The sequence below is a fragment of the Kitasatospora sp. NPDC056184 genome, assembly GCF_042268405.1.
GTDB lineage: Bacteria > Actinomycetota > Actinomycetes > Streptomycetales > Streptomycetaceae > Kitasatospora.
Window position 1 is genome coordinate 280249 of sequence record NZ_JBHJUI010000011.1, and the last position, 25338, is coordinate 305586.

Annotated in this window: 29 protein-coding genes; 16 read left to right on the forward strand and 13 right to left on the reverse strand. The window is 73.6% G+C overall.

Annotated elements, in window-relative coordinates:
- Positions 1–35: 35 nt before the first annotated feature.
- The 4 genes from ACFC0B_RS23280 (at position 36) to ACFC0B_RS23295 (ending at position 1972) form a co-directional block, all read left to right on the forward strand.
- Complete coding sequence (locus ACFC0B_RS23280) at positions 36–227, forward strand: hypothetical protein (protein ID WP_376088849.1); 192 nt, start codon at positions 36–38, stop codon at positions 225–227.
- Positions 227–586 (forward strand): hypothetical protein, encoded by a 360-nt coding sequence (locus ACFC0B_RS23285; protein ID WP_376088852.1) that lies wholly within the window; start codon positions 227–229, stop codon positions 584–586. The genes ACFC0B_RS23280 and ACFC0B_RS23285 overlap by 1 nt, the downstream gene beginning before the upstream one ends.
- Before the next feature lie 136 nt (positions 587–722).
- A complete protein-coding gene (locus ACFC0B_RS23290; RefSeq protein WP_376088855.1) occupies positions 723–1334 on the forward strand; it encodes a DUF6286 domain-containing protein in 612 nt (203 codons plus the stop codon).
- Entirely contained in the window at positions 1331–1972 is a 642-nt protein-coding gene (locus ACFC0B_RS23295) for an alkaline shock response membrane anchor protein AmaP (protein WP_376088858.1), read from the forward strand. The genes ACFC0B_RS23290 and ACFC0B_RS23295 overlap by 4 nt, the downstream gene beginning before the upstream one ends.
- A gap of 30 nt (positions 1973–2002) precedes the next feature.
- Here ACFC0B_RS23295 and ACFC0B_RS23300 read toward each other — a convergent pair whose 3' ends face one another.
- Entirely contained in the window at positions 2003–2776 is a 774-nt protein-coding gene (locus ACFC0B_RS23300) for an SDR family oxidoreductase (RefSeq protein ID WP_376088861.1), read from the reverse strand.
- Positions 2777–2948: 172 nt separating this feature from the next.
- Between ACFC0B_RS23300 and ACFC0B_RS23305 the strand changes: the two genes are divergently transcribed.
- The 3 genes from ACFC0B_RS23305 (at position 2949) to trxA (ending at position 4447) form a co-directional block, all read left to right on the forward strand.
- Entirely contained in the window at positions 2949–3524 is a 576-nt protein-coding gene (locus ACFC0B_RS23305; RefSeq protein ID WP_376088864.1) for a hypothetical protein, read from the forward strand.
- A gap of 140 nt (positions 3525–3664) precedes the next feature.
- Complete coding sequence (locus tag ACFC0B_RS23310; protein ID WP_376088867.1) at positions 3665–4111, forward strand: MerR family transcriptional regulator; 447 nt, start codon at positions 3665–3667, stop codon at positions 4109–4111.
- Positions 4112–4114: 3 nt separating this feature from the next.
- Positions 4115–4447, forward strand: a complete 333-nt coding sequence (gene trxA / locus ACFC0B_RS23315) for a thioredoxin (RefSeq protein WP_376088870.1) — start codon at positions 4115–4117, stop codon at positions 4445–4447.
- Between the two features lie 37 nt (positions 4448–4484).
- On the opposite strand, the gene ACFC0B_RS23320 is transcribed toward trxA, so the two are convergent.
- The gene (locus ACFC0B_RS23320) at positions 4485–5285 is read right to left on the reverse strand and encodes an SURF1 family protein (protein ID WP_376088873.1); all 801 of its coding nucleotides are present in this window, start codon (positions 5283–5285) and stop codon (positions 4485–4487) included.
- Between the two features lie 31 nt (positions 5286–5316).
- Positions 5317–6318: a DEDDh family exonuclease gene (locus ACFC0B_RS23325; protein ID WP_376088876.1), complete on the reverse strand. Its 1002-nt coding sequence runs from the start codon at positions 6316–6318 to the stop codon at positions 5317–5319.
- Positions 6319–6501: 183 nt separating this feature from the next.
- Between ACFC0B_RS23325 and ACFC0B_RS23330 the strand changes: the two genes are divergently transcribed.
- The 4 genes from ACFC0B_RS23330 to moaA all read left to right on the forward strand — a co-directional run bounded on the left by ACFC0B_RS23330 (position 6502) and on the right by moaA (position 10840).
- The gene (locus ACFC0B_RS23330; RefSeq protein WP_376088879.1) at positions 6502–7545 is read left to right on the forward strand and encodes a zinc-dependent alcohol dehydrogenase family protein; all 1044 of its coding nucleotides are present in this window, start codon (positions 6502–6504) and stop codon (positions 7543–7545) included.
- 249 nt (positions 7546–7794) lie between these two features.
- The gene (locus tag ACFC0B_RS23335; RefSeq protein WP_376088882.1) at positions 7795–8151 is read left to right on the forward strand and encodes a DUF485 domain-containing protein; all 357 of its coding nucleotides are present in this window, start codon (positions 7795–7797) and stop codon (positions 8149–8151) included.
- Positions 8148–9758, forward strand: coding sequence for a cation acetate symporter (locus tag ACFC0B_RS23340; protein WP_376088885.1), 1611 nt, complete (start codon positions 8148–8150; stop codon positions 9756–9758). Before ACFC0B_RS23335 ends, ACFC0B_RS23340 begins: the two co-directional genes overlap by 4 nt.
- Before the next feature lie 92 nt (positions 9759–9850).
- On the forward strand, positions 9851–10840 hold the full coding sequence (gene moaA / locus ACFC0B_RS23345) for a GTP 3',8-cyclase MoaA (RefSeq protein ID WP_376088888.1): 990 nt from the start codon (positions 9851–9853) through the stop codon (positions 10838–10840).
- 3 nt (positions 10841–10843) lie between these two features.
- Here the strand turns inward: moaA and ACFC0B_RS23350 are convergent, their stop codons facing one another.
- The 6 genes from ACFC0B_RS23350 to ACFC0B_RS23375 all read right to left on the reverse strand — a co-directional run bounded on the left by ACFC0B_RS23350 (position 10844) and on the right by ACFC0B_RS23375 (position 16709).
- Positions 10844–11074 carry a hypothetical protein gene (locus tag ACFC0B_RS23350; RefSeq protein ID WP_376088891.1) on the reverse strand — a complete coding sequence of 77 codons (231 nt, stop codon included), beginning with the start codon at positions 11072–11074 and terminating at the stop codon, positions 10844–10846.
- 279 nt (positions 11075–11353) lie between these two features.
- On the reverse strand, positions 11354–11743 hold the full coding sequence (locus ACFC0B_RS23355; RefSeq protein WP_376088894.1) for a DUF3099 domain-containing protein: 390 nt from the start codon (positions 11741–11743) through the stop codon (positions 11354–11356).
- A 113-nt stretch (positions 11744–11856) separates the two neighbouring features.
- Complete coding sequence (locus tag ACFC0B_RS23360) at positions 11857–12405, reverse strand: RNA 2'-phosphotransferase (RefSeq protein ID WP_376088897.1); 549 nt, start codon at positions 12403–12405, stop codon at positions 11857–11859.
- A gap of 32 nt (positions 12406–12437) precedes the next feature.
- Positions 12438–13844 carry a metallopeptidase TldD-related protein gene (locus tag ACFC0B_RS23365; RefSeq protein WP_376088900.1) on the reverse strand — a complete coding sequence of 469 codons (1407 nt, stop codon included), beginning with the start codon at positions 13842–13844 and terminating at the stop codon, positions 12438–12440.
- Positions 13844–15427 carry a TldD/PmbA family protein gene (locus ACFC0B_RS23370; protein WP_376088997.1) on the reverse strand — a complete coding sequence of 528 codons (1584 nt, stop codon included), beginning with the start codon at positions 15425–15427 and terminating at the stop codon, positions 13844–13846. Before ACFC0B_RS23370 ends, ACFC0B_RS23365 begins: the two co-directional genes overlap by 1 nt.
- Before the next feature lie 136 nt (positions 15428–15563).
- Positions 15564–16709, reverse strand: coding sequence for an MBL fold metallo-hydrolase (locus tag ACFC0B_RS23375; protein ID WP_376088903.1), 1146 nt, complete (start codon positions 16707–16709; stop codon positions 15564–15566).
- Positions 16710–17086: 377 nt separating this feature from the next.
- Between ACFC0B_RS23375 and fabG the strand changes: the two genes are divergently transcribed.
- The gene (fabG, locus tag ACFC0B_RS23380) at positions 17087–17806 is read left to right on the forward strand and encodes a 3-oxoacyl-[acyl-carrier-protein] reductase (protein WP_376088906.1); all 720 of its coding nucleotides are present in this window, start codon (positions 17087–17089) and stop codon (positions 17804–17806) included.
- Positions 17807–17809: 3 nt separating this feature from the next.
- Positions 17810–18577 carry an enoyl-ACP reductase FabI gene (gene fabI / locus ACFC0B_RS23385; RefSeq protein WP_376088909.1) on the forward strand — a complete coding sequence of 256 codons (768 nt, stop codon included), beginning with the start codon at positions 17810–17812 and terminating at the stop codon, positions 18575–18577.
- 76 nt (positions 18578–18653) lie between these two features.
- Here fabI and ACFC0B_RS23390 read toward each other — a convergent pair whose 3' ends face one another.
- The 4 genes from ACFC0B_RS23390 to ACFC0B_RS23405 all read right to left on the reverse strand — a co-directional run bounded on the left by ACFC0B_RS23390 (position 18654) and on the right by ACFC0B_RS23405 (position 23017).
- Positions 18654–19718, reverse strand: coding sequence for a hypothetical protein (locus tag ACFC0B_RS23390; RefSeq protein ID WP_376088912.1), 1065 nt, complete (start codon positions 19716–19718; stop codon positions 18654–18656).
- Positions 19715–21862: a DUF6571 family protein gene (locus ACFC0B_RS23395; RefSeq protein WP_376088915.1), complete on the reverse strand. Its 2148-nt coding sequence runs from the start codon at positions 21860–21862 to the stop codon at positions 19715–19717. Before ACFC0B_RS23395 ends, ACFC0B_RS23390 begins: the two co-directional genes overlap by 4 nt.
- Before the next feature lie 4 nt (positions 21863–21866).
- The gene (locus ACFC0B_RS23400; protein WP_376088918.1) at positions 21867–22208 is read right to left on the reverse strand and encodes a WXG100 family type VII secretion target; all 342 of its coding nucleotides are present in this window, start codon (positions 22206–22208) and stop codon (positions 21867–21869) included.
- Positions 22209–22342: 134 nt separating this feature from the next.
- Positions 22343–23017 (reverse strand): FadR/GntR family transcriptional regulator, encoded by a 675-nt coding sequence (locus ACFC0B_RS23405; protein WP_376089000.1) that lies wholly within the window; start codon positions 23015–23017, stop codon positions 22343–22345.
- An 85-nt stretch (positions 23018–23102) separates the two neighbouring features.
- On the opposite strand from ACFC0B_RS23405, the gene ACFC0B_RS23410 reads away from it, so the two are divergent.
- From ACFC0B_RS23410 to ACFC0B_RS23420, 3 genes are all read left to right on the forward strand, one after another.
- On the forward strand, positions 23103–24401 hold the full coding sequence (locus ACFC0B_RS23410) for a CynX/NimT family MFS transporter (RefSeq protein WP_376088921.1): 1299 nt from the start codon (positions 23103–23105) through the stop codon (positions 24399–24401).
- Positions 24402–24457: 56 nt separating this feature from the next.
- Positions 24458–24580, forward strand: a complete 123-nt coding sequence (locus ACFC0B_RS23415) for an SGM_5486 family transporter-associated protein (RefSeq protein WP_376088924.1) — start codon at positions 24458–24460, stop codon at positions 24578–24580.
- A gap of 112 nt (positions 24581–24692) precedes the next feature.
- Positions 24693–25220: a histidine phosphatase family protein gene (locus ACFC0B_RS23420; RefSeq protein ID WP_376088927.1), complete on the forward strand. Its 528-nt coding sequence runs from the start codon at positions 24693–24695 to the stop codon at positions 25218–25220.
- Positions 25221–25338: the final 118 nt, after the last annotated feature.

The following is a 25338-nucleotide window of genomic DNA, read 5'->3' on the forward strand; positions in this document are numbered from 1 at the left end:
TGACGCAGTCGGCGGCGGAAGACGAGGTGGAACGGATGAACCTGGCCATCGTCGGCCTGGTGGTGGGAATGGCGCTCGGCTTCGCCGGATACTTCGGCGGCTTCGCGGCGTTCCTGCTGGTGGCCGTCCTCGGGGCGGCCGGATTCGTGGTCGGCCGCCTGCTGGAGGGCGACATCGACCCCGGCGAGCTCGGGGACCTGTTGCGCAACCGCGACCGGCGCCGCTGATGGCGGCCCTCGTCCCGGTACCCGCCCACCGGGAGCCCGGCGCGCGCGGCCGGCTGCGGATAGCCGACCGCGTCTACGCCAGGATCGCCGCCCGCGCCGCCCGCGAGGCGCTCGCCGACGCCTGGCACGACCGCACCGCGCGCGGCGGCCCGCCGAAGGTCTCGGTCACCGGCCCCGCGACCCCGAGCGCCCCCGTCACCGTCCGCGTCTCCGTCGACCTCCCCTTCCCGGCCGACCTCGCGGCCCTCGCCCGCACCGTCCGCGACCGCGTCACCCGCGACACCCGCGCCCTGACCGGCACCCGGGTGGCCGAGGTCGTCGTGGTGATCGAACACCTGGTCCCGGAGACCCCCCGGTGACCGCCCCACCGCAAGTCGCCGGCGCAGCGCCCGGGCGGCCGGCCGCGGAGGGCGCGCGGTGAGGGGGCGGGCGAAGACGGCGGGTGTGGAGGAGCCGGGGGCGGAGGCCGCTTCGGTGAAGGTGCGGCGGCCGAGGGTGCCGCGTACCGGGGCGGCGGCCGTGGTGGCGACGGTGCTGCTGGTGGTGGCCGGGGCGCTGCTGTACGACGTGATCGCGGTGCGGACGGGGCACTCGGCGCGGCAGTGGCGGGCGGACCTGGCGGACGAGCTGGCCACCCGGCACCTGGACGACCCGGCCGTGCTGATCGGCGCCGGCGCGGGCGTGCTGATCGGCGGCTGGCTGCTCTGGCTGGCCCTCGCGCCCGGCCTCGGCCGCTGGCTGCCGCTGCGCCCGCACGGGAGCACCGCCGCGGCCATCGACCGCTCCGGGGTGGCCGCCCTGCTGGCCGACCGGGCGGCCGGGCTGCCGGGCGTCGAGCACCTGCGGGTGCGGGTCAACCGGCGCCGGGTGCGGATCGCCCTCGCCGGCCCGGCCGACCCGGCCTCGGTGCAGCGCCGGCTGCGCGAGGAACTGGCGGCGGTCACCCTGGCCCGGCCGCTGCGCCTGGACGTGCGGACGGCGGGCCGTCGACGCCGATCGAAGCCGGTCGAGGACACCGAGCAGGACACCGAGCAGGACACCGAGCAGGACGTCGGGCCGGACGCCAGGCGGGACGCCGGGAGCACGGCGGGCGGAGGCACCGAGTGAGCCGGGGCACGGTCAACCGGCTGCTGCTGGGGGTGGTCGGGCTGGTGCTGCTGGCGGCCGGGGTGCTGGTGCTGGCCGGCGGGCTCGACCTCTACAGCCGTCTCGGCGTCGACCCGCCGTCCCGGTGGCCGCTCACCTCGCCCGACCAGCCGGTGCTGAGCGCGCGCTCGCGCTCCCGCTGGGCGGGCGAGTCCTGGTGGTGGCCCGCGGTGATCGCCGGGCTGGTCGTGGTGGTCGCGGGCACCGCCTGGTGGCTGGTGGCCCAGCTGCGCCGCAGCGGTCCGACCACCGTCGTGCTGCCGACGCCGGGTGCGCCGGGGCTGCGGCTGCGGTTGCGCACCAGGGCGCTGGAGGAGGCGGTGGAGACCGGCGCGGTCGCGCTGCCGGAGGTCGAACGGGTGGGTGTCCGGCTGGTCCGCGGGTCGCGGCACCCGCGGTTGCGGGCGGCCGTCCGGATGACCCCGGGCGGCGACCCGGCCGCGCTCGCCGAGCACTTCGAGACCGGCCCGCGCGCCGGGGCGCGGACCAGCCTGGGCCTGCCGGACCTGCCCGCCGACCTGCGGATCCGGGTGGTCGCGGCCCGGCCGGAGGTCACCGGGCGGCGCCGCCGCCGCGGCAAGCGGCCGCGCGTGGTCTGAGCCTGACGCCCCGACGCCGCCCGGTGGCGCTCAGAGCCCGCGCAGCGCGCCGCCGTCGACCGGGATCATGACCCCGGTGAGGTAGGAGGCGGCGGGGGAGAGCAGGAAGGCCGCGACCTTGCCGAACTCCTCGGGGGTGCCGTAGCGGCCGAGCGGGATGTCGGCGCTGTGCCGGGCCCGGGCGGCCTCGGCGTCGCCGCCGAGGGCGTCGAGTTCGCGCACCCGGTCGGTGTCGATCCGGGCCGGCAGCAGACCGACCACCCGGATGCCGCGCGGGCCGAGTTCGTCGGCGAGCGACTTGGCGGCCATCGCCAGGCCCGGGCGCAGGCCGTTGGAGATGCCGAGGCCCGCGATGGGCTGGCGGACCGAGCCGGAGAGCACGAAGCCGATCACCCCGCCCTCGCCGAGCGTCGCGGCGGCGGCGCGGGCGATCCGCAGGGCGCCGAGGAAGACCGAGTCGAAGGCGTCCCGCCAGGCCTCCTCGGGGGCGGTGGCGACCGGGCCGGCCTGCGGGCCGCCGACGCTGATCAGCACGCCGTCCAGCCGGCCGAAGCGCTCGACGGCCGCCGCGACCAGCCGTTCGGCGGTCGCCGGGTCGGCGTTGTCGGCCGCCAGTCCGTGCACCGCCCGCGGCCCGCCGCCGAGGGCGGCGAGCTCGGCGACGGCCGCGTCGACGCTCTCCTGACGGCGGCCGCTGACCAGCACCCGGGCGCCGTCGGCGGCGAGTTCGCGGGCGGTGGCCAGGCCCAGGCCCCGGGTCGCGCCGGTGACCAGGTACACCTTGTTCTGCAGTCCAAGATCCATGGGGCCATCCTGCCGGGTCGGCCCGGACGGCGGGTAACGGGGCACGGTGGCGGGGATCGGGCGCTCCGTGGCCGAATCATCACGATGACTGGCCGAAAGTTGACGGTTCCATGAAAGTTAGGGAAACCTACCCTTGCTTTCGCGCCATCCTCCCCTCGACCCCGGAGCCGTCATGTCCGAGTACCACCCGACCGTCCCGGCCCCGGGGGGAGCCGCGGACGCGCCGGACGACGCGCGGCACGGACCGCGCGCCGTCGGAGCCGCGGCCGCCGTCTGCCTGCTCTGGGCGGCCAGTGCCTGGACCGCCGGGCACCTGCACACCGGCCCGGCCCTGCACACCGTGGCGCTCTTCGGCCACCTGGCCGCGCTGGTGGTGGGGTTCGGCGCGGTGCTGGCGATCGACTACTACGGGCTGCTCTGGGCGCTGGGCCGCCGTCCTCTGCGCGAGGTGGTGGACTTCACGGCCCCGCTGCACCTGCCGGTCTGGGGCGGGCTGCTCGGGCTGACGCTCTCCGGCGTGCTGCTGGAGCCGCACCTGGACGCCGGGCTGACGCAGCTCAAACTGGTCCTGGTCCTGGTGATCGCCCTGAACGGCGTGTACGCCGGCACCCTGCACCGGCGGCTCACGGCGTACGGGGAGCACCGCCCGCCGGCCGGGCTGCTGGTCCGGGGCGCGGCGTCGGCGCTGGTCTCGCAGACCGCATGGTGGGGCGCGGTGCTGATCGGCTTCTACAACACCCAGCACTGACGGCACCCGGTACGGGCGGCGCCCGGCACGGACGGCCCGCCCGGAGGGGCCGGTGCCGACGCTGGCCTTGACGCCAGCGTCAAGGTCTACCGTCGTTCCCGGCGGCGTTCGAACAGCGGCCGGAAGGGCAGGGTCCGGACATGCGGATCGGTGAACTGGCGAAGCGGGCGGGGACGACCACCCGGGCACTGCGGTACTACGAGCAGCTCGGGCTGCTCCCCGCCCGGCGAGCCGGCAACGGCTACCGCGCGTACGGCGAGGAGGACCTGCGGCTGCTGCGGCAGATCCGCACCCTGCAGGACTTCGGCTTCGGCCTGGAGGACACCAGGCCGTTCGTCGAGTGCCTCCAGGCGGGGCACCCGCACGGCGACTCCTGCCCGGCCTCGCTGGAGGTCTACCGGAAGAAGCTGTCCGAGCTGGACGAGTGCATCGCCCGGCTCCAGGAGGTCCGGACCCGGGTGTCCGAGCAGTACTCCCGGGCCGAGCGGGAGCGCGACGCGCTCGCCGCGGGAGCCGCCGCGGAGCCGCCGCAGTGCGAATGGGCCGCATCGGCGGCCCCCGACCGGGACGACTGGGAGACGAGGTAGGCCATGGTGCAGATCACAGGGGTGGCGACGGTGACGGACGAGACCTTCGCCGCCGAGGTGCTGGCGGCCGAGGGGCCGGTGCTGGTGGACTTCACGGCGGACTGGTGCCCGCCGTGCCGCCAGATGGTGCCGGTGCTGGCGGAGATCGCCCGGGAGCAGGCGGACCGGCTGACCGTGGTCAGCCTGGACGTCGACCACAACCCGGAGACCCAGGCGGCGTACGGGGTGCTGTCGATGCCGACGCTGATGGTGTTCCGCGGCGGCGAGCCGGTGAAGTCGGTGGTCGGTGCCCGGGCCAAGGCCCGGCTGCTGCGCGAGCTGGACGACGTGCTCTGACGGTCCCCGCGGTGCGGGCGCCCGGCCGGGGGCGGGCTCAGGCGGGGACGGCGACCGCCGGGCCCTCGGTCTCGGCGGCCTCCTTGCGGCGGTCCTTGGCCTCCCGGCGCGCCATCACCGCGAACCCGACCGGGATCATCGCGGTGAACAGCCACCACTGGATCGCGTACGCCATGTGCGGGCCGATGTCGGAGTGGTTGGGCTCGGGCAGCAGCTCGGGCTGGTCGGCCGGGGCGGCCGGCTCGGTGGCGGTGAGCTCCAGGTAGCCGCCGAGCAGGGCGGCGCCGCTCTCCTTGGCCTGCTGGGTGCTGCTGATCAGGGTGAACTGCCGGTCCGGCAGGCCGGCCCGGTCCTTGACGCTGCCGGAGGCGGCCTCGTCGGCGCGCAGCCGGCCGGTCAGGGCGACCTGGCCGGCCGGTGCGGCCGGGACGGTCGGGTACTCGGCGGCGGAGGAGGCGGAGGGCACCCAGCCGCGGTTGACCAGGACGGTGCCCTTGCCGTCGGCGAGCACCAGCGGGGTGACCACGAAGTAGCCGATCTTGTCGCCACTGGAGTCGGTCCGCTTGCGGACCACGAACTCGTGCGCCGGGTCGTACTGTCCGGTGGCCGTCACGGGACGCCAGGTGAGGTCCTTGGGCACGGCGAACCCGGGGGCGGCCGACAGGGTGTCGAACGGCACCGGCTCGGCGGTGAGCGCCTGGGCGATCAGCTCGTTGCGGTCCACCCGCGCCTCGTGGCGGTGCAGCTGCCAGAACCCCAGCCGGATGGTCGCGGGGATCAGCAGCAGGGCGATCAGCAGGGTGATCAGCCAGCGCCGGGAGAGCAGAAAACGGTACACATGGGCACGGTACGCCCTGTTCACAACGGGCTCACGCACCGGGGTGCGGGGCGACCTCGCGCAGCAGCTGGAGGAAGGCGTCCTCGCCGACCACCGGGGTGCCGACCTCGCGGGCCCTGCGGGCCTTGCCGCTCCAGCTGTCCGGTTCGTTGGTCACCAGCAGGCTGGTGAGCCGGCTCACCGAGGTGGCGATGTGCAGGCCGGCCTCGACGGCGCGGTCCTCCAGCAGCTCGCGGTCGGTGGCGGTGTCGCCGGTGAACGCCACCCGCATGCCCTGGACCAGCGGCTTGCCGTCCTCCCAGCGCCCGGGGTTCGGGTACGGGCACGGCGGGCGCTTCTTGGCCTGCCGGTACGAGGCGCCGGTCCAGGAGGCGCGGGAGGGGGAGGCGGGCGCGTCGTCGCCGAGGTCGGTGACCGCCAGGCAGGACTGCAGCGGCAGCGGGACGCCCCCCGAGCGGGCCAGCGCCAGGCTGGGGCGGAACGCCTCGGCCAGCACCCGGGCGTCGTCCAGCGCGTTGTGCGCCTGGCGCTGGTGGACGCCGAAGTACGCGGCCAGCGAGGACAGCTTGCCGTTGGGCAGCGGCAGCCGCAGGTCGCGGGCCAGCACCATGGTGCACAGCCGCTGCTCGACCGGGGCGTGCAGACCGGCCCGGGAGAACTCGCGGGAGATCATGTTCCAGTCGAAGAGCGCGTTGTGGGCGACCATCACCCGGCCGCGCAGCCGCTCGGCGAACTCGTCGGCGATCTGCGGGAAGGTGGGCGCGCCGGCCAGCACGTCGTCGGTGAGGCCGTGGATCCAGACCGGGCCGGGATCGCGCTCCGGGTTGACCAGGGTGTACCAGTGGTCGACGACGTCGCCGTCCTCGTCCAGCCGGTAGACGCCCGCCGAGATCACCCGGTCCGTGCGGCCGAGGCCGGTGGTCTCGACGTCCACCACCGCGAAGCCGCCGTCGGCGGGGGCGGCGGAGCGCTGGGCCGGGACGGGAGCGGTCCGCGGCGCCGCGCCGGGGGTCTCGGGCTGGATGGCGTACATGGTCCAACAGGATAAGGCCCGCCGGTGACGGCGGAGGGCCCTTCGCCGTGGGCCGGGGTCGTCCGGAAGGTTGGCCGGGACCGGCCGGAATAGAGTGGACGGTGCAGTCGTCGTACACCTGGTCGATTGTTTTCCGGTCGCCCGCGGCACCCCGGCGGGCACCTCTGCGAAGGACGAACCCTCATGCGCGCCACGGTCATCCACGGTCCCAAGGACATCCGGGTCGAGGAGGTTCCGGACCCGGCCGTGCAGCAACCCACCGATGTGGTGGTGCGGGTGGTGAACGCCTGCATCTGCGGCAGCGACCTGTGGGCGTACCGCGGCGTCTCCTCGCGGGTGGCCGGGCAGCGGATCGGGCACGAGTTCCTCGGCGTGGTGGAGGAGGCCGGCGCCGAGGTGCGCGGCTTCCGGCCGGGCGACCTCGTGGTGGCGCCGTTCGTCTGGTCGGACGGGACGTGTGATTTCTGTCGCGAGGACCTGCAGACCTCCTGCCCGCACGGCGGCTTCTGGGGCCAGGTCGGCTCGGACGGCGGGCAGGGCGAGGCGGTGCGCGTCCCGTACGCGGACGGCACCCTGGTGAAGCTGCCCAAGGAGGCGCTGGGCGACGAGAAGCTGCTGCCGGGGCTGCTGGCGCTGTCCGACGTGATGGCGACCGGGCACCACGCGGCGGTCTCGGCGCGGGTGCGGCCGGGCGCCACGGTGGCGGTGGTCGGCGACGGCGCGGTGGGCCTGTGCGGGGTGCTGGCCGCGCACCGGCTGGGCGCCGGGCGGATCATCGCGCTCGGCCGGCACGCCGCCCGCACCGACCTGGCCCGCCGGTTCGGCGCGACCGACGTGGTCGCCGAGCGCGGCGAGGCGGCGGTCGAGGCGGTCCGGGAGCTGACCGGCGGGCAGGGCGCGCACGCCGTGCTGGAGGCGGTCGGCACCGAGGAGTCGATGCGCACCGCCGTGTCGATCGCCCGGGACGGCGGCGCCGTCGGCTACGTGGGCGTGCCGCACGGCGGCAGCGCGGGCGTCGACATCGGTCAGATGTTCGGCCGGAACGTCTCGCTCAACGGAGGCGTCGCGCCGGCCCGGGCCTACATCCCCGAGCTGCTGCCGGACGTCCTGTCCGGTGCCATCGAGCCGGGCCTGGTCTTCGACCGCACGGTGGACCTCGACGGTGTTCCGGACGGCTACCGGGCGATGGACGACCGTTCGGCCCTGAAGGTGCGGATCGCTTTCTGACGTACCGCCGTTGACGTGCCACCAGGGGTGGTCCGGTTCGCCGGGCCACCCCTTCGGTATGCCCGGATGGGTGGTTTTCGAGCAGTCGGTTACGGCGGAAGGGTGAAGATTTGGCTGATCACGGTCAAACCCTTCCGGGTGAACCGGGACCCTCCTAGCATGGCGCGGCGCGCATCGGGCTTGTGACTTCGCTCACGTTCGATCGTTTCCACTGGTGCGACCGCTACGCCGAAGGAGTGAGGAGTCAGAGTGGAATCGCCGCCGATCACCACCACCCCCAGCGAAACCCAACTCATCGAGGAGAGTGCGGAGTTCCGCACCCTTCGCCGCTCGTTCCGGAACTTCGCGTTCCCGGTCACCATCGGTTTCGTGCTCTGGTACCTGCTCTACGTGCTGCTCTCCGGCTACGCCCCCGCCCTGATGGCCACCAAGGTCGTCGGGCACGTCAACGTCGCCCTCGTGCTCGGGCTGCTCCAGTTCGTCACCACCTTCGCCATCGCCGGCTGGTACGCGCGTTACGCCGACCGGAGGATCGACCCGAGCGCGGCCGCGATCCGCGAGGCGCGCGGAGCGGTCGTCCACGCCCCCCGGGAGGCCGCCGAATGAACCTGCTCGCCAGCTCCGCCACCGACCACCGCGGTCTCACGATGACCCTGTTCGGGATCTTCGTGCTCGCCACCCTCGGCATCACCGTCTGGGCCGGCCGGCAGACCAAGGACGCCGCCGACTTCTACGCCGGCGGCCGCGCCTTCTCCGGCTTCCAGAACGGCCTCGCGATCTCCGGCGACTACATGTCCGCCGCCTCCTTCCTCGGCATCGCCGGCGCCATCGCGCTGTTCGGCTACGACGGCTTCCTCTACTCCATCGGCTTCCTGGTCGCCTGGCTGGTCGCACTGCTGCTGGTGGCCGAACCGCTGCGCAACTCCGGCCGCTACACCATGGCCGACGTGCTGGCCTTCCGGATGCGCCAGCGCCCGGTGCGCACCGCCGCCGGCATCTCCACCATCGTGGTGTCGATCTTCTACCTGCTGGCCCAGATGGTCGGCGCCGGCAGCCTGGTCGCCCTGCTCCTCGGGGTCAGCGGCGACGCCGCCAAGCGGTGGACGATCGTCGCGGTCGGCGCGCTGATGGTCCTCTACGTCGCCATAGGGGGGATGAAGGGCACCACCTGGGTGCAGATCGTCAAGGCGGTGCTGCTGATCGCCGGCACCGCGCTGATGACCGTGCTGGTGCTGGCCAAGTACCACTTCAACCTGTCCAGCCTGCTCGGCGCCGCCGCCGACGCCAGCGGCAAGGCCAACGCCTTCCTCGAACCGGGCCTGAAGTACGGCGCCACCGGCACCAGCAAACTCGACTTCCTCAGCCTCGGCCTCGCCCTGGTGCTCGGCACCGCCGGCCTGCCGCACATCCTGGTCCGCTTCTACACCGTGCCCACCGCCAAGGCGGCCCGGAAGTCGGTGCTCTGGGCGATCGGGATCATCGGCGGCTTCTACCTGATGACCCTCGCGCTCGGCTTCGGCGCCGCCGCGCTGGTCGGCCCCAAGGCGATCAAGGCCGCCAACCAGTCGGGCAACACCGCGGCCCCGCAGCTCGCCGAGGAACTCGGCGGCGGCTCCGGCACCACCGGAGGGGCGGTGCTGCTGGCGGTGATCTCCGCGGTCGCCTTCGCCACCATCCTCGCCGTCGTCGCCGGGCTCACCCTGGCCTCCTCGGCCTCCTTCGCCCACGACCTCTACGCCAACGTCATCCGGCGCGGCAAGGTCTCCGAGCGCGAGGAGGTGCACGTCGCCAAGTGGGCCGCCGCCGGGATCGGCGCGGTGGCGATCGTGCTCAGCCTGTTCGCCGACAAACTCAACACCGCCGCGCTGGTCGCGCTGGCCTTCGCGGTGGCCGCCTCGGCGAACCTGCCCACCCTGCTGTACTCGCTGTTCTGGAAGCGCTTCACCACCGCCGGCGCGGTCAGCTCCGTCTACGCCGGACTGGTCACCTCGGTGGTGCTGGTGCTGTTCTCCCCGGTCGTCTCCGGCGCGAAGAACTCGCTCTTCCCGCACTCCGACTTCCACTGGTTCCCGCTGGAGAACCCCGGCCTGGTCTCCATCCCGGTCGGCTTCCTGGCCGGCTGGGTCGGCACCATGCTCTCCCGTCGCGAGGCCGACCCGGCGAAGTACGCTGAACTGGAGGTCCGCTCACTCACCGGGCTGGGCGCCCACTGACCGGCGGACGATGACTAAGCTGGCCCGGCCCCGCCCGCGACGGTGGCCGGGCCGGCCGCCCCCGGCGGCACCTCACTCGGGAAGGGACCGCCGTGCTGCTCGACTCCTTCGGCCGCCGCGCCGTCGACCTGCGGGTCTCCCTCACCGACCGGTGCAATCTGCGCTGCACCTACTGCATGCCCGAGGAGGGCCTGCAGTGGCTGGCCAAGCCCGAACTGCTCACCGACGAGGAGATCGTCCGGCTGGTGGGCCTCGCCGTGCGCGACCTCGGCGTCCGGGAGGTCCGCTTCACCGGTGGCGAGCCGCTGCTGCGCCCCGGGCTGGTCGGCATCGTCGAGGCCTGCGCCGCCCTCGACCCGCGGCCCGAACTCTCGCTCACCACCAACGGCATCGGCCTGGCCCGCACCGCGGCGGCGCTGCGCACGGCCGGCCTGGACCGGGTGAACGTCTCGCTCGACACCCTCGACGAGGAGACCTTCCACACCCTCACCCGGCGCCGCCGCCACCACGACGTGCTGGCCGGCCTGGCCGCCGCCGAGGCCGCCGGGCTCGTCCCGGTCAAGCTCAACGCGGTGCTGATGCGGGGCGTCAACGAGCACGAGGCGCCCGGACTGCTCGCCTGGTGCCTGGAGCGCGGCTACGAACTGCGGTTCATCGAGCAGATGCCGCTGGACGCCCAGCACGGCTGGGACCGCTCCTCGATGATCACCGCCGAGGAGATCCTGGAGCGGCTCTCCACCCGGTTCACCCTCACCCCCGAGCCCTCCGCCGCCCGCGGCGCGGCCCCCGCCGAACGCTGGGTGGTGGACGGCGGCCGGGGCCGGGTCGGCGTGATCGCCTCGGTGACCCGCCCGTTCTGCCGCGCCTGCGACCGCACCCGGCTCACCGCCGACGGCCAGGTCCGCAACTGCCTCTTCGCCACCGGCGAGACCGATCTGCGCACCGCCCTGCGCTCCGGTGCGGACGACACCGAACTGGCCGCGCTGTGGCGCGCCGCGATGTGGGGCAAGAAGGCCGGCGCCGGCATCGACGACCCGGAGTTCCACCAGCCGGCCCGCCCGATGTCCGCCATCGGGGGCTGAGGCTCAGCCCCCGGGGGTCCCGCCGGCGAAGGGCAGGACCTCCTTGAGGAAGCCGCGCACGCCGAGGAACTGGGAGAGGTGCTCGCGGTGCTCCTCGCAGGCCAGCCAGCTCTTGCGGCGGTCCGGGGTGTGCAGCTTGGGGTTGTTCCAGAGCAGTTCCCAGACGGCGTCCGCGCGGCAGCCCTTCGCGGAGCAGATCGGGGTCTGCGGCTGGGGGGCGTCGGGGAACAGCATCGGCGGTCGTCCTCGGGCGGTCGGCGGGAATCGTCACCGCCAGTCTGTCACGCGGCCCGTCACGGGGGCTCCGCGCCGGCCGGCATGCGCACATGGCGACGCCGGGCAGCCACGGGGGGAGCCGCCCGGCGTCGGTCCGTCGCTCCGACGGGGGATGCGGAGCGCGTACGCAGTATGTCACGGCCCGGGGCGGGTATGGGGAGGTCTTGCATGATTAATCTGAGCTTCTTTTGAGCTTTCCGCCTGGGCAACGGGCGGAAAGTGGCTCAAAACGGACGGTCAGCTCCGGTCCTGTGAAGAATCGGTGGGCACACGCCCGGCCCCATCAGTACCCTGCGTCACATCCGCACCGCGGGCACCGGCGCCGCCGGGGCCCAGCATCAGCTGAGTGGTCGGCGGCACGTCGAAGGTGGACGGCAGGCCCGGGGCCCGCTCCCGGCCCGCGTTGGCGAGCAGCACCGCGAAGTACGGCAGCAGCACCCCGCCCGCCAGGGCGGCGAACGCCAGCCACCGCTGGACGTCCCACAGCACCACCGCGAGCAGCACGCAGACCGTGCGCAGCAGCATCGAGGCGACGTACCGGCGCTGCCGCCCCCGGACGTCCTCGCTGAGGCTGCTGCGGGCCCCCGTGATCCGGTAGACCTGCCCGCCGTCGGCGCTCTTGCCCATGTCCCAAACCGCCCTCGTCCGCGCACCCGCGCGCCTCGCCGCGCGGCCATCTCACGGTACGCCGGGAGGGGGCCGCGGACGAGACCGGGTCCGCGGAGATGCTCCGCTTGGCCCTATCGGCCCTGTGAGAGGTACTCCGGCGGCACCGCGTCCGTCAGCCAGACCCCGTTGGCGCTCACCCGGAACTCGTGGCCCGCCGCCGCCATCGCGGCCGCGTCCACCAGGAGCACCACCGGCCGGCCGTGCCGGGCGCCCACCCGGGCCGCCGTCTCGGTGTCCGCCGACAGGTGGACGTCCTGCCGGGCCATCGGGCGCAGGCCCTCCCGGAAGATCGCCGGCACGCTCCGGCTCGCCGTGCCGTGGAACAGCACCGCCGGGGGCTCGGTGGCGGCCAGACCGAGGTCGACCGCCACCGTGTGCCCCTGGCTGGCCCGGATCGAGAGGCCGTCCGGCGAGTAGGCGAAGCGCCGCTTGTTGTTGGTCGCCACCACGTGGTCCAGCTCGCCCCTGGTCAGCCGGCTGCCCCGGGCCGCCAGCGCGCCGAGCAGCACGTCCACCCGGACCCAGCCGGCCGGATCCAGGGTGATCCCGACGCGGCCGGGGTCGTGCCGCAGGATGCGCGACAGCATCTTGCTGGTCTTCACCGTGCGTTTCTCGTCCATCAGGCCGATCCTCCTCCGGTCGGCCGGCCCCGCTACGAGGCCTGGCTGACCGAGCTCATGTTGAATCCCGAAACCCGGACCGGCGGCATCGCCGTCCGGGTGAACCAGTCGCCCCACTCGCGCGGCAGGCAGCGTTCGGTGCGGCCGACCTCGGTGATCCGGCCGAGCAGCTCCACCGGCGACTCGTTGAAGCGGAAGTTGTTGACCGCCCCGACCACCTCGCCGTTCTCCACCAGGTAGACGCCGTCCCGGGTGAGACCGGTCAGCAGCAGGGTCGCCGGGTCCACCTCGCGGATGTACCAGAGGCAGGTGAGCAGCAGGCCGCGCTCGGTGCGGGCGATCATCTCCTCCAGACTCGGCGCGGCCGCCTGGTCGGAGGTCTCCAGGACGAGGTTGTCGATCGCCGGGCGCAGCGGCAGCCCGCCCAGCGCGGCCGCGTGGCGGCTGGTGACCAGGGCGGCCAGCTCGCCGTCCCGGATCCAGTCGGTGGCGGTCAGCGGCAGGCCGTTGTCGAACACCGAGGACTCGTCCTCGCTGGCGTGCGCCAGCACGAACGGAGCCGACTCCAGACCCGGCTCGTGCGGGTCGGAGCGCAGCGTCAGCGGCAGCCCGGCCAGCTTCTCGCCGACCCGGGTCCCCCCTCCCTTCTTCGAGAAGACCGTCCGGCCCTCGAAGGCGTCCCGGCCGCCGGCCGACCAGCTCAGGTACACCATGAGGTCGGCGACGGCCGACGGCGGCAGCAGCGTCTCGTAGCGGCCGGCCGGCAGGTCGATCCGGCGCGCGCCCCAGCCGAGCCGCCGGGTCGCCTCGGCGTGCAGGGCGGTGACGTCCACGTCGGAGAAGTCCCGGGTGGCGGCGCCGGTCCAGGCGGAGCCGGACAGGTCGGCGGTCTTGGCGTTCAGCTCGACCGTGCCGGTCGGCTGGTCGTGGCGCAGCCGCAGACCGGTGGAGGTGCCCAGGTAGCTGGTGACCAGCTCGTGCCGGGCGAATCCGTACAGCAGCTCGCCCTGCTCGGCGGCGCGGGCGAAGGCCCGGCCGAGGGCCGGCCCGAACTCCGCGAACACCTCGATCGAGGTCTCCGCGGGCGGCCGGGTGAAGTCCGGCGAGTTCGGCTGCTCGGCGACGGTGACCAGCGGCTGCGCGTCCTCGGCCGGACCGGCCGCGCGGGCGGCCTCCTCGGCGGCCCGGACCAGGTCGGCCACGTCGTCCGGTCCGACGGCCTCGCGGGAGACCACGCCGGAGGCGGTGCCCTCGGCGCCGGCCACCGTGGCGATCACGGTGAGCCGGCGGCCCCGGGTGACGCCGTTGGTGGTGAGCGCGTTGCCGGCCCACCGCAGGTTGGCGGTGGACTCCTCGTCGGCGATCACCACGCAGCCGTCGGCGCGGGAGAGGCCGAGCGCCAGCTCGACGAGTTCGTGGGGCTGCGTCGTCGCGGTCATCAGTGACCCGCCTCCTGCTGGGTGTTGAGCACGTTGACGTTGCGGAACAGCGCCGAGGGGCAGCCGTGGCTGACCGCGGCGACCTGGCCGGGCTGCGCCTTGCCGCAGTTGAAGGCGCCGCCCAGCACGTAGGTCTGCGGGCCGCCGACGGCCGCCATCGAGCCCCAGAAGTCGGTGGTGGTGGCCTGGTAGGCGAAGTCCTTGACCTGGCCCGCGAGTTCGCCGTTGCGGATGGCGTAGGCGCGCTGCCCGGTGAACTGGAAGTTGTAGCGCTGCTGATCGATCGACCACGAGCGGTCGCCGACGATGTAGAGGCCGTTCTCGACGCCCGCGAACAGGCCCTCGGTGGACGGGCCGCCCTCGGCCGGCCGGAGCGAGACGTTGGCCATCCGCTGCACCGGGACGTGCGCGGGGGAGTCGGCGAAGGCGCAGCCGTTGGAGCGGTCGAAGCCCTTGAGCGCGGCCATGGCGCGGTCGAGCTGGTAGCCGACCAGCACGCCGTCCTTGACGAGGTCCCAGGACTGCGCGGCCACCCCCTCGTCGTCGTAGCCGATGGTGGACAGGCCGTGCTCGGTGGTGCGGTCGCCGGTGACGTGCATCAGCTCGGAGCCGTACTTCAGCGAGCCGAGCTTGTCGAAGGTGGCGAAGGAGGTGCCCGCGTAGGCGGCCTCGTAGCCGAGGGCGCGGTCCAGCTCGGTGGCGTGGCCGATCGACTCGTGGATGGTCAGCCAGAGGTTGGACGGGTCGATCACCAGGTCGTAGCGGCCCGGCTCGACGCTCGGCGCCCGCATCTTCTCGGCCAGCAGGACGGGCAGCTCGGCGAGTTCGGCGTCCCAGTCCCAGCCGGTGCCCGCCAGGCTCTGCCCGTCGGGGGACGACCCCCGGGCCCCCGTCAGGTATTCCCAGCCGCGCCCGACCGGCGGCGCCAGGGTGCGCATCGAGTCGAAGGCACCGGTGCGCCCGTCCACCGAGGTGGCCTCCAGCACCGGGTGCAGCCGGATCCGCTGCTGGGTGGTGACGGTGCCGGCGGTGTCCGCGTAGAACTTGTTCTCCTGGACGGTCAGCAGGGTCGCCTGGACGTGCGAGACGCCCTCGGCGGCCAGCAGCCGGGCGCTCCACCCGGCGAGCAGCGCCGTCTTCTCGGCGTCGGGCACCTCGAAGGGGTTCACCTCGTACGCGGAGACCCAGGTGGCGTCCCGGTGCACCGGCTCGTCGGCCAGCTCGACGCGTTCCGCCGAGCCCGCCGTGCGGCTGATCCCGCCGGAGAGCCGGGCCACCGCGACGGCCTGCTCGGCCACCCGGGCCGCCGCGTCGGGGGTGAGGTCCACCCCGGACGCGAAGCCCCAGGCGCCGTCCAGCAGCACCCGGACGGCGAAGCCGAGCTGCACGCTGTCGGAGGTGCCGGCCGGGCGGGCGTCACGCAGCCGCCAGGAGGCGCTGCGGACCCGCTCCAGGCGGAAGTCGGCGTGCTCGGCCCCGAGTTCGCGGGCCCGGGCGAGGGCCGCGTCGGCGAGGGCGCGCAGCGGGAGGCCGAGGAAGAGCGGGTCGACGGCGTGGGACGGGGACGTGCTGGTCGGGGGCAGCGGAGGCAATCGGGCTCCCTGGTCGGGCGGACGGCGGTGCGGGCGCCCTCCTTCGCACACAGGGGGGCACCCGCATCGCATCATTTCCCGTCAAAGGGGATTCGGCCAGCGCATTTCCGGTGCGGCGGCCGACCGGCTAACCGACGCCCTCCCACCAGCCGTCCGGCTCCGGCGGGTTGTCGACGTCCACCCGCTCGCCGGGGCGCGGGACCGCCAGCCGCACGCCGTGCTCCTTCGCCGCCACCAGCAGCCGCTCGACCGGCTCGGCCCACGGGTGCAGGCCCAGGTTGAAGGTGCACCAGTGCACCGGGAGCAGCAGCTCGGCGTTCAGCTCCCGGTGGGCGAGGACGGCGTCCTCGGGCGTCATGTGGATGTCCGCCCAGGCCGGGTCGTAGGCGCCGACCTGGACCAGCGCGGCGTCGAACGGGCCGTGCTCGGCGCCGATCCGCGCATAGCCCTCGAAGTAGCCGGAGTCGCCGGTGTAGTAGACCTTGCGGCTCGGCCCGGCGACCACCCAGGAGCCCCACAGGGTGGTGTTGCGGGTCAGGCCACGGCCGGAGAAGTGGTGGGCGGCGGTCAGGGTGAGCGCCAGGTCGCCGAGCGTGCAGGTCTCGTCCCAGTCCAGCTCGATGATCCGGTGCTCGGGCACGCCCCAGCGGCGCAGGTGGGCGCCGATGCCGAGCGGTACCGCGAACGGCGCGGACTGGCTGCGCACCAGCCGCCGGACCGTCGCCATGTCCAGGTGGTCGTAGTGGTCGTGGGAGATGAGCACCGCGTCCACCTGCGGCAGCTCCTCCAGCTCCACCGGCACCGGGTGCAGCCGGCGCGGGCCGACCTGCGCGGCGGGGGAGCAGCGCTCGCTCCAGATCGGGTCGAGCAGCACCCGGGAGCCCTCGATCTCGACCAGCGCCGAGGCGTGCCCGTACCAGGTGACCGCCACGCCCTCGGCGGCCGGGACCGCCCCGTCGGGCGGGCGGACGACGGGTACCGCGCGGCTCGGCGTGCGGCCGTCGCGCTGGAACAGCACCCGGCGCACCGTGTCCGGGTCGATGCCGGACGGTGCGGCCGTCCGGGCCAGCTCGGAGGGCGCGTTGTGGAAGACGCCGTCGCGGTACTGGGGGGAGTTGCGCAGCCGTTCCTCGCGCTCGCCGTCCGGTCGGCGGCCGAACGCCGCCGGGAGGTCGCGCAGCGCCCAGGCGACCGCTCCCGCGCCGGCCGCCAGCGCGGCCAGGGCCGCCAGTCGTCCGCGCCGGTGGGTGGTCCCGGCCCGTGCCTCGCTCATTCCGCGTTCCGCCTCCGCTCGTCGCCGGGGCCGCTGTCCGGCTGCGGGCCGTCGTCGGCCCCGGTGCGGCGGCCCCGGCATCGTGCCGCACCAGGGGGCACAACGGGCGTGCCCCGCCGCCGGGTTCCCGGACGGGCCGCTCAGCGGACACGACAATCCGGCGCGGAGCGGTGGGCGAATCGCGGGAAATCCGGCCGGACACGGATTGTCGGGTACCCACAGTTCCGCCGGTGCGGCGCTGTGGGAGCCCGATTCGCCGCCGCGCCGGAACGACCGATAGCGTCACACCGCGTACATCGTTACGACGTACGCGGACATCACGGAGTGGTGCGCGGGCGTCACGGCGTGCGCACACCACAAGGGAGAGAGGTGGATCGTTGAGCCGCTCGGTTCTCGTCACCGGAGGCAACCGGGGCATCGGCCTCGCGATCGCCCTGGCCTTCGCCGAGGCGGGCGACAAGGTCGCCATCACCAGCCGGTCGGGTGAGGTCCCCGAGCAGCTGGCCAAGTTCGACGTGCTCGCGGTTCGCTGCGACATCACCGACAGCGCCCAGGTGGACGCCGCGCTGACCGAGGTCGAGGCCGCGCACGGCGCCGTCGAGGTGCTGGTCGCCAACGCCGGGATCACCAACGACACCCTGCTGCTGCGGATGTCGGAGGAGGCCTTCACGTCCGTCCTGGACACCAACCTCACCGGCACCTTCCGCGTGGTGAAGCGCGCCTCCAAGCTGATGATGCGCGCCCGCAAGGGCCGGATCGTGCTGATCTCCTCGGTCGTCGGCCTCTCCGGTTCCCCGGGCCAGGCCAACTACGCCGCGTCCAAGGCGGGCCTGGTCGGCTTCGCCCGTTCGCTGGCCCGCGAGCTGGGCCCGCGCAACATCACCGTCAACGTGGTCGCCCCCGGCTTCGTGGACACCGACATGACCGCGGTGCTCAGCGACGAGCGCCGCGCGGAGATCGTCGCAGGCGTGCCGCTGGGCCGTTACGCGGCGCCCGCCGAGGTCGCTTCCACCGTGCGGTTCCTCGGTTCGGACGAGGCCGCGTACATCACCGGAGCCGTCATTCCCGTCGACGGCGGATTGGGTATGGGTCACTGAGTCATGAGCGGAATCCTTGAGGGGAAGCGCATCCTGATCACCGGTGTGCTGATGGAGTCCTCCATCGCCTTCCACACCGCCAAGCTGGCCCAGGAGCAGGGCGCCGAGGTCATCCTGACCGCCTTCCCGCGGCCGAGCCTGACCGAGCGCATCGCCAGGAAGCTGCCGAACCCGGTCAAGGTCCTGGAGCTGGACGTCTCCAGCGAGGAGCAGCTGGCCGGCATCGCCGACCAGGTGCGGGAGCACCTGCCGAGCCTGGACGGCATCGTCCACTCGATCGGCTTCGCCCCGCAGGACGCGCTGGGCGGCAACTTCCTGAACACGCCGTGGGAGTCCGTGGCCACCGCCATGCACGTCTCGGCGTACTCGCTGAAGTCGCTGACCACGGCGCTGCTGCCGCTGATGCAGGACGGCGGCGCGGTCGTCGGCCTCACCTTCGACGCGCAGTACGCCTGGCCGCAGTACGACTGGATGGGCCCGGCGAAGGCCGCTCTGGAGTCGACCAACCGCTACCTGGCGCGCTACCTGGGCGAGCGGGACATCCGCTGCAACCTGGTCTCGGCCGGCCCGATCGGCTCGATGGCCGCCAAGTCCATCCCGGGCTTCCCCGACCTGGCCGCCACCTGGGACAACCGCTCCCCGCTGAAGTGGGACCTGAGCGACCCGGAGCCGGCCGGCCGCGGCGTCGTCGCCCTGCTGTCGGACTGGTTCCCGAAGACCACCGGCGAGATCGTCCACGTCGACGGCGGCCTGCACGCCATCGGCGCCTGACGCCTCCCGCACACGCCGCTGCCCGGCACCCCTCCCGAGGAGGAGGGGTGCCGGGCAGCGGCGTTCCGGCGCGGGGCTACTGCGGGGCGACCGGCTCGCAGCCGTACTTGGCGGCCATGGCGTTGGCCCAGGTGCGGAAGGCGGGGGTCTCGACGGCCGGAACCTCCCGGTCGTCGCTCGACGACCGGAAGACCTCGAGCACGAGACTGCCGGAACCGCACGGAGCGACCACGCGATTGTCCCTGCCGGTTCCCCGCCAGCCGGTCGGCAACGGACCCAGCGGATCGCTGCCGGTGCCGAGCACGGCGAAGTTCGGATAGCGGGCATCGAGAGTGCCGGTGAACCGGTAGACCGGTGTCGACCGATCGTTGTCGTAGATCCAACAGGTCTGGACCGGTGCCGAGGGACTGCTGATGTCCTGACGGGCGCCGGGCTGGAGCCTGCCGGCGGCCGTGGCACCCGGAACCCCGCAGATCCGTCCTTCGTCGACGGACTGCGCGATCTGTTCGCCGGTGGTCAGGTGGACGTCGGGGACCTCCGCCGACCCGCAGCCGGAGCGGCGGGCGACCGCTGCCGCGAAGTCGGCGGCCAGCCCGGCCAGATCCTGCCGCGCCTCGGGCGACGCGGTCGTGTCCGCGCGGACGAAGCGGTAGGGGTCGGGCTCCTTGTCGCGGACCACGTCCACGGCGACCGCGTCGGCGTCCCGCTTCGGGTAGTGGTTCGTGTCCAGGTCGGCAAGCCGGCAGCCCGGCGCCATCAGCAGCCAGCCACGGGCGTTGCCGAACGCGCCGACCGGCCCCCGGTCAGGTTGGGACATCGCCGGATCGGCCCGCAAGGAAGGCTCGAAGAGCTCGGCCTTCTTGGTGCGCAGGTGGATCTCGGCGACGTACTTGCCGCCGCGCTTGAGGCTGATCGCGCAGTAGGCGTCCGGGTCGTCGCGATTGGTCGACACGTCGCTGTCGGCGACCACGATCCTGCCGCTGCCGAGGACCCGCTCGGCGTCCTCGGCGGCAACGGCGCCGTCGCAGAGCCGGTCCGGGAGGAACAGGTTGGGGTACTGCCAGGACACGTAGCCGCCCGCGCCCAGGGCGAGGACGAGGACGCCCGCGACGATCGCCCAGAAGCGTCGTGAAGTCTTCATTGCTGGCCGTTCCGTCCGAGGGCGATCGACGCGTCCGTGAGGCCGTTGTTGTGGCCCGTTCCCAAGGACTGGGACAGCGCCTCGGTCTCCTCGGTGCTCAGGTGGTTCCTCTCGCCCCACTCGCCGGCCATCACCTGGCTCTGGGTCAGAGCGGCGAAGTGCTTGGTGGAGTTCTCGGTGTTGCCCGCGTCCTGAGCCTCCTTCTTGACGTCGTCCACCCAGCCGCTGATGCCGGCGTCGACGAAGGCACCGGCGACATCCCCGACTTCCGGGATGAACCCGGTCACGGTGCCGTTCACCGACGAGGCGAACTCGCCGGTCTTCTCGGCCCACTCCATCCGGTCGTCCTTCTCGTCCAGAATGACGTCCGACCGGATGGCGTCGTAGGCGCCGAGGGCCGCGCCGACGTTCCAGGCCGGCCCCTGCTGGCCCGCCGGAATGGCGGCGAGGGTCTCGGCGGCCTTGGCCCGCTCGGCGTTGTAGAGCGTGGCATAGGCCTCGGGCTCGTCGGAGACACCGCGCATGACCCGGATGAGGTGATCGGGAGTGCCGCCGAGGTGGCCCTCGCCGTTCTCCTCCCAAGCGCCGTCGTGCTTCGCGTTGGTGTGGTGCTGGCTGAGGATCTGGTGCGTGTCGTCCACGTAGTCCGACAGCGCGTTGGCGAGCGGCATCTTCAGGTCGTCGTGTATCTCGCTGCCCTTGCCGCCCGCGTCCAGCGCGTCGACGACACCCTGCATGACCCGGGCCTGCGCCGGGGTGTGAGGGCCGCCGTTGTGGCTGCCCTCGCCGGGGACGTCGCCGGTGGCGGCGGCCTCGACGGCAGCGGCGAGGCCGGCCTGGTGGGTGGTCTTGTCGACCATCGGCGGGCCGTAGAGGGTGTTGACGTACGAGGTGGGCCACTCGCGCTCGCGCAGCAGGTACGTGAGGCGGTCGTCGGCGCCGGGGGCCTTGGGGTCGAGGAACATGGTGGCGGCGTCCGGGTTCTGGCCCATCAGCTTGAGCACGCCGTTCACCGGGTCGTACTCCAGGTCCGGGCGCGGGCCGTTGAACTGGTGCGAGGCCCAGCGGTTCTTGTCGCCGCGCTCGGCGGCGAGGATGTCGGTGCCGAGGTCGTTCAGGAACTGCGAGCCGTACCCGGCGTTGCCGTGCTGGAGCAGGGTGGCCAGCGTCTGGTAGCCGTAGATCGGCTCGGTCCTGCCGCCGAAGTGGCGCTCGTTGACGTTCTTGACGCCGGCTTCCTGCAGTCCCTTGCGGAAGTCCTGGTAGAACTTCGTGCCGGTGTCCCGGGTGGCGCCGCCGATGGTGTTGGCGAGATTGGTCTGCAGCTCGCCGTACTCGCCCTTGAGCTTGCCGTCCCTGTCGTTGATCCGGACCTGCAACTCGTCGGCGAGCAGCAGGGTGCCCTGCGGGCCGAGTGCGTTGAGCAGGGTCTGGCCGTAGACCGGGTTGCCGGAGTTGGCCTTCATCAGGTTGTTGAGTTCGGCGAGCTCCTCGGGGCTGAGGGTCTTGCCGTCCTTGAGCCGGGAGGCGAGTTCGGCGGCCCGCCGACCGTCGGCCTCGTCGCCACCGCCGACGGCCTGGCCGTTGAACTCGTTCACCAGGTCGCCGACCTTGGCGGCGCGGCGCAGCCGGAGGGCGGCCCGCTGGTCGGCCGCGGTCGCCTCCTCCAGAGCGATCCTGATCTTCTGCGCCCACTGGCCGGCGGCCTCGCTGCGCTCCTGCTGGTAGTCCCGGTCGTGCCGGTAGTCCTGTTTGGTGGCCGGGTCGAGCGCGTCGACGTCGAACATCACGGCGCCGGTGCCGGTCACCTTCATGCCGTCGGCCTGGGCGTCCGCGACGGTCTGCTTCAGTTTCCTCTGCGCCGCCTCGAAGTCGTTCTTGGCGTCGGTGATGATCGAGGCGACGGCCTTGGCCTCGGTCTGCGCGTCGATGCTCTGCCGGCGGGTGAAACCCACGTGCTGGTTGGCGGTGAATGCGGTGTAGCCCAGCCACAGGCTCTGGTTGCCGGTCACCGAGAGCACCTCGTTCTCCAACCGGTGCTGGACCGACTGGTACTTGCCGGCCATCGCCGTCCAGTCGGCGGCGGCCTTGGCCATCGCGGACGGGTCCGCCTTCATGACGTCCTCGAAACCGAGCAGGCTCATGTGATCACGCCTTCCCGGTGAACGACGCGGCGATGCCGTGTTCGACGCTCAGGTAGTTGGTGTGCGTCTGCCGCATCATTCCGGCCTCCTGGTTGAGCCGGCCGTTGAGCTGCGACACCTGCTCGTGCCACTCCTTGAGCGCTCCGCGCAGTGCGGCCGCGGTGTCCCAGCCGCTCAGCCTGCCGGCCGCGGCCTCGGTCGACTCGTCGGCCGCCTTGCCGGCCGCGGTGCTGTCGTTGGCGATGCCGTCCAGGGAGGTCGCCGCCTTGTCGAGGGCCGGCGTCGACACCTTCGTCGGCGTCCCGCCGCCCGGTCCCTGGCCCAGTTTCAGGTCCGGATCCGCCATCAGTTCTCCCCGTTTGTCCACCGGCGACCGGAGCCCGGCCGTCCGCGAATTTTCACGGGACGTTAGCACGCCAAATCGCGCCCCTGACAAGGCGTGAGGTCGCCCTGCCGGGGCCCGGGGAGAGGTGGTCGGCGTCAGGCCTTCCGGGCGTTGCAGCTGCTGATGGCGCGGCCCGCCTCGTCGGACGCGCGCTGGGCGTCGCCGGCCCGGATGGCGTCGACGATCCTGTCGTGGCCGAGGTAGCGCTCGGCGACGAGCTCGGGGCCGACCTCGTGGCGCAGCTGGGCGCGGGTGACCTCGCCGAGGTCGGCGTAGAGGACGGCGAGCACGTCGTTGTGGGCGGCCGAGACGACGGCCTGGTGGAAGGCGGCGTCGGCCTGGACGAAGTCCTCGGCGTCGCCCGAGCGCCAGGCGTCCTCGCGGCGGGCCAGGGCGGCGTCGATGAGGGCGAGGTCGCGGTCGGTGCGCCGGCCGGCGGCCAGGCCGGCGGCGGCGGTCTCCAGGGTGACCCGCAGTTCGGTGACCTGCGCGCGGTCGGCGTCGGCGAACCGGCGGTGCATCACGCCGGCGAGCTCGCTGGTGGCGAGGACGTAGGTGCCGGAGCCCTGGCGGATGTCCAGCAGCCCGTTGTGGGCGAGCGCGCGGACGGCCTCGCGCACCGTGTTCCTGGCCACACCGAGCTGTTCGACGAGGGCGGCCTCGGTGGGGATGCGCGAGCCGACCGCCCACTCGCCGGAGGTGATCTGGGCCCGCAGTTGGGCGATCACCTGGTCGGACAGCGGGGTGCGCCTCGGCGAGGACAGCGCCACGGGGAACTCCTTGGGTCGGGTGGGTCGGGCCATCATGCCAATTCAAAGGTGCGCTAATTCATCCCATCATTCTATGATGGCGCGCATGTCGTCCGCAGCAGACACCGCAGATCCCGCCACCGCCTCCCCCCGGACCGCGTCCCGGCCGCGGTCCGAGCGGCCCGCCCCGACCGGCCGCAGCTCCCTCGGCTGGCTGTTCGCCCTCGCGATCGCCGCCGCCGCGTTCAACCTCCGCCCCGTGGTCACCAGCCTCGGGCCGCTGCTCGACCAGGTCCGCGACGACCTCGGGATGAGCCCGACGGTGGCCGGCCTGCTCACCGCCGTCCCCTCGCTCTGCTTCGCGCTGTTCGGCTTCGCCGCGCCCGGGCTGGCCCGCCGGCTCGGCCCGATCGCGGTGGTCGCCGCCGGCATGGGCGCGATCACCGCCGGCGTGCTGGCCCGGTCCTTCGCCGGCAACACGGCCGTCTTCCTGCTGCTGACCGCGCTCGCGCTGGCCGGTGTCGCGGTCGCCAACGTGCTGATCCCGGTGGTGATCAAGCGGTACTTCCCGGAGAAGGTCGGGCCGATGATCGGCCTGTACTCGATGGCGCTGTCCGCCGGCACCGCGCTGGCCGCGGCCGTCACCGTCCCGCTGACCAGCGGGCTCGGCGGGGACTGGCGGGTCGGCCTCGGGGTGTGGGCCGCGCTCGGCGCCCTCGCCCTGCTGCTCTGGATCCCGGTGCTGCTCACCCGGCGGGGCTCCGGCGGCCCGTCGGACGGCTCGGCCGCCGGGGTGAGGCTTCCGATCACCCGCAGCCGCACCGCCTGGGCGCTGGCCTGCTTCTTCGGCTGCCAGGCGACCGGCGCGTACGTGGTGATGGGCTGGCTGCCGAAGATCTTCCAGGACTCCGGCATCTCCGAGGGCACCTCCGGCGTGCTGCTGGCGGTGACCATGGTGATCGGCGTCCCGGTCTCCTTCGTGCTGCCCAACCTGGCCGCCCGCCGCGGCGACCAGCGGCTGTTCGTGGTGGTGCTGGCCTCCTTCGGCATCGCCGGCTACCTCGGCCTGGCGTTCGCCCCGGCCGGCGCGCCGTGGCTGTGGGCGGTCCTGGTGGGCCTGTCCAACTGCGCCTTCCCGCTGGTGCTGACCATGATCGGCCTGCGCGCCCGGACGGCCGGCGGGGTCGCCCAGCTGTCGGCCTTCGCCCAGGGCGTCGGCTACCTGATCTCGATCCCCGGCCCGATCCTGATCGGTCGGCTCTACGAGGCGACCGGCGAGTGGTACCTGCCGCTCGGCTTCCTGGCGCTGCTGTTGGTGCCGCAGATCCTGTTCGGCCTGCGGGCGGCCCGGGCCCGGCACATCGAGGACGAGGCCGTCCCGGCGGGGGCCGCGGCCGCGGCCTGACGCGGCCCGGCGGGGCCGGTGGCGGACGGGCGTGTCCGGGGTGGGAGAATCCGGGCATGCCCGTTCTCGAACCGAACCCCACCGACGGCCACAAGAAGCTCGGCCAGATCGCCGCGGCCATCGGCGGCATCGTCGTCCTGCTGATCATCATCGCGACGGTCGCCCAGAACCTGGGCTGACGGCCGGGCGGCGGCCCGGTGAACCCCGCAGGACGGCACCGTCCGCGCCGCCGGGTGGCGGCATCGGGCAGCGCCGCGCTCCCGGCCGGCTTTTCTGCCAAGCTTGCTGGGTATGAGCGCCGACACGCCCCGCAGGATCATCGTTCTCCGCCATGCCAAGGCCGACTGGCCCAACGGCGTCGACGACCACGAGCGGCCGCTGGCCGACCGGGGCCGCCACCAGGCCCCGGAGGCCGGACGCTGGCTCGCCGACTCCGGCATCAATCCCGACTACGTGCTCTGCTCCGACGCCCTGCGCACCCGGGAGACGTGGAAGCTCGCCGCGCACGAGCTGCCGAAGCGCTCGCGCAGGACCGTCTACGAGGGGCGGGTCTACGAGGCGACCCCCGGCGAGATCATCACCGTCCTCCAGGAGACCCCGGAGGAGTACGCCGACCTGGTCCTGGTCGGCCACAACCCCGGGGTACTCGGCCTGACCCAGGTGCTGGCCGGCGACGAGGGCGACCGGGAGGCGCTGGAGCGGCTGCGGCTCGGCGGCTTCCCGACCGCCGCCATCGCGGTGCTCAGCTTCTCCGGCTCCTGGAAGGACGTCGAGCCGGGCGTGGCCGCGCTGGTCTCGTACTTCACGCCGCAGGACTGAGTCCGGGGAAAGGCCGAGGGGCGCGCGGACCGAGTCCGCGCGCCCCACGGCGGCGGCGGGCGGGGGCGGCAGCCGGCCCCCCGGCCCCCCGCCCCCCGGCCCGGCAGGACGGCGGCCG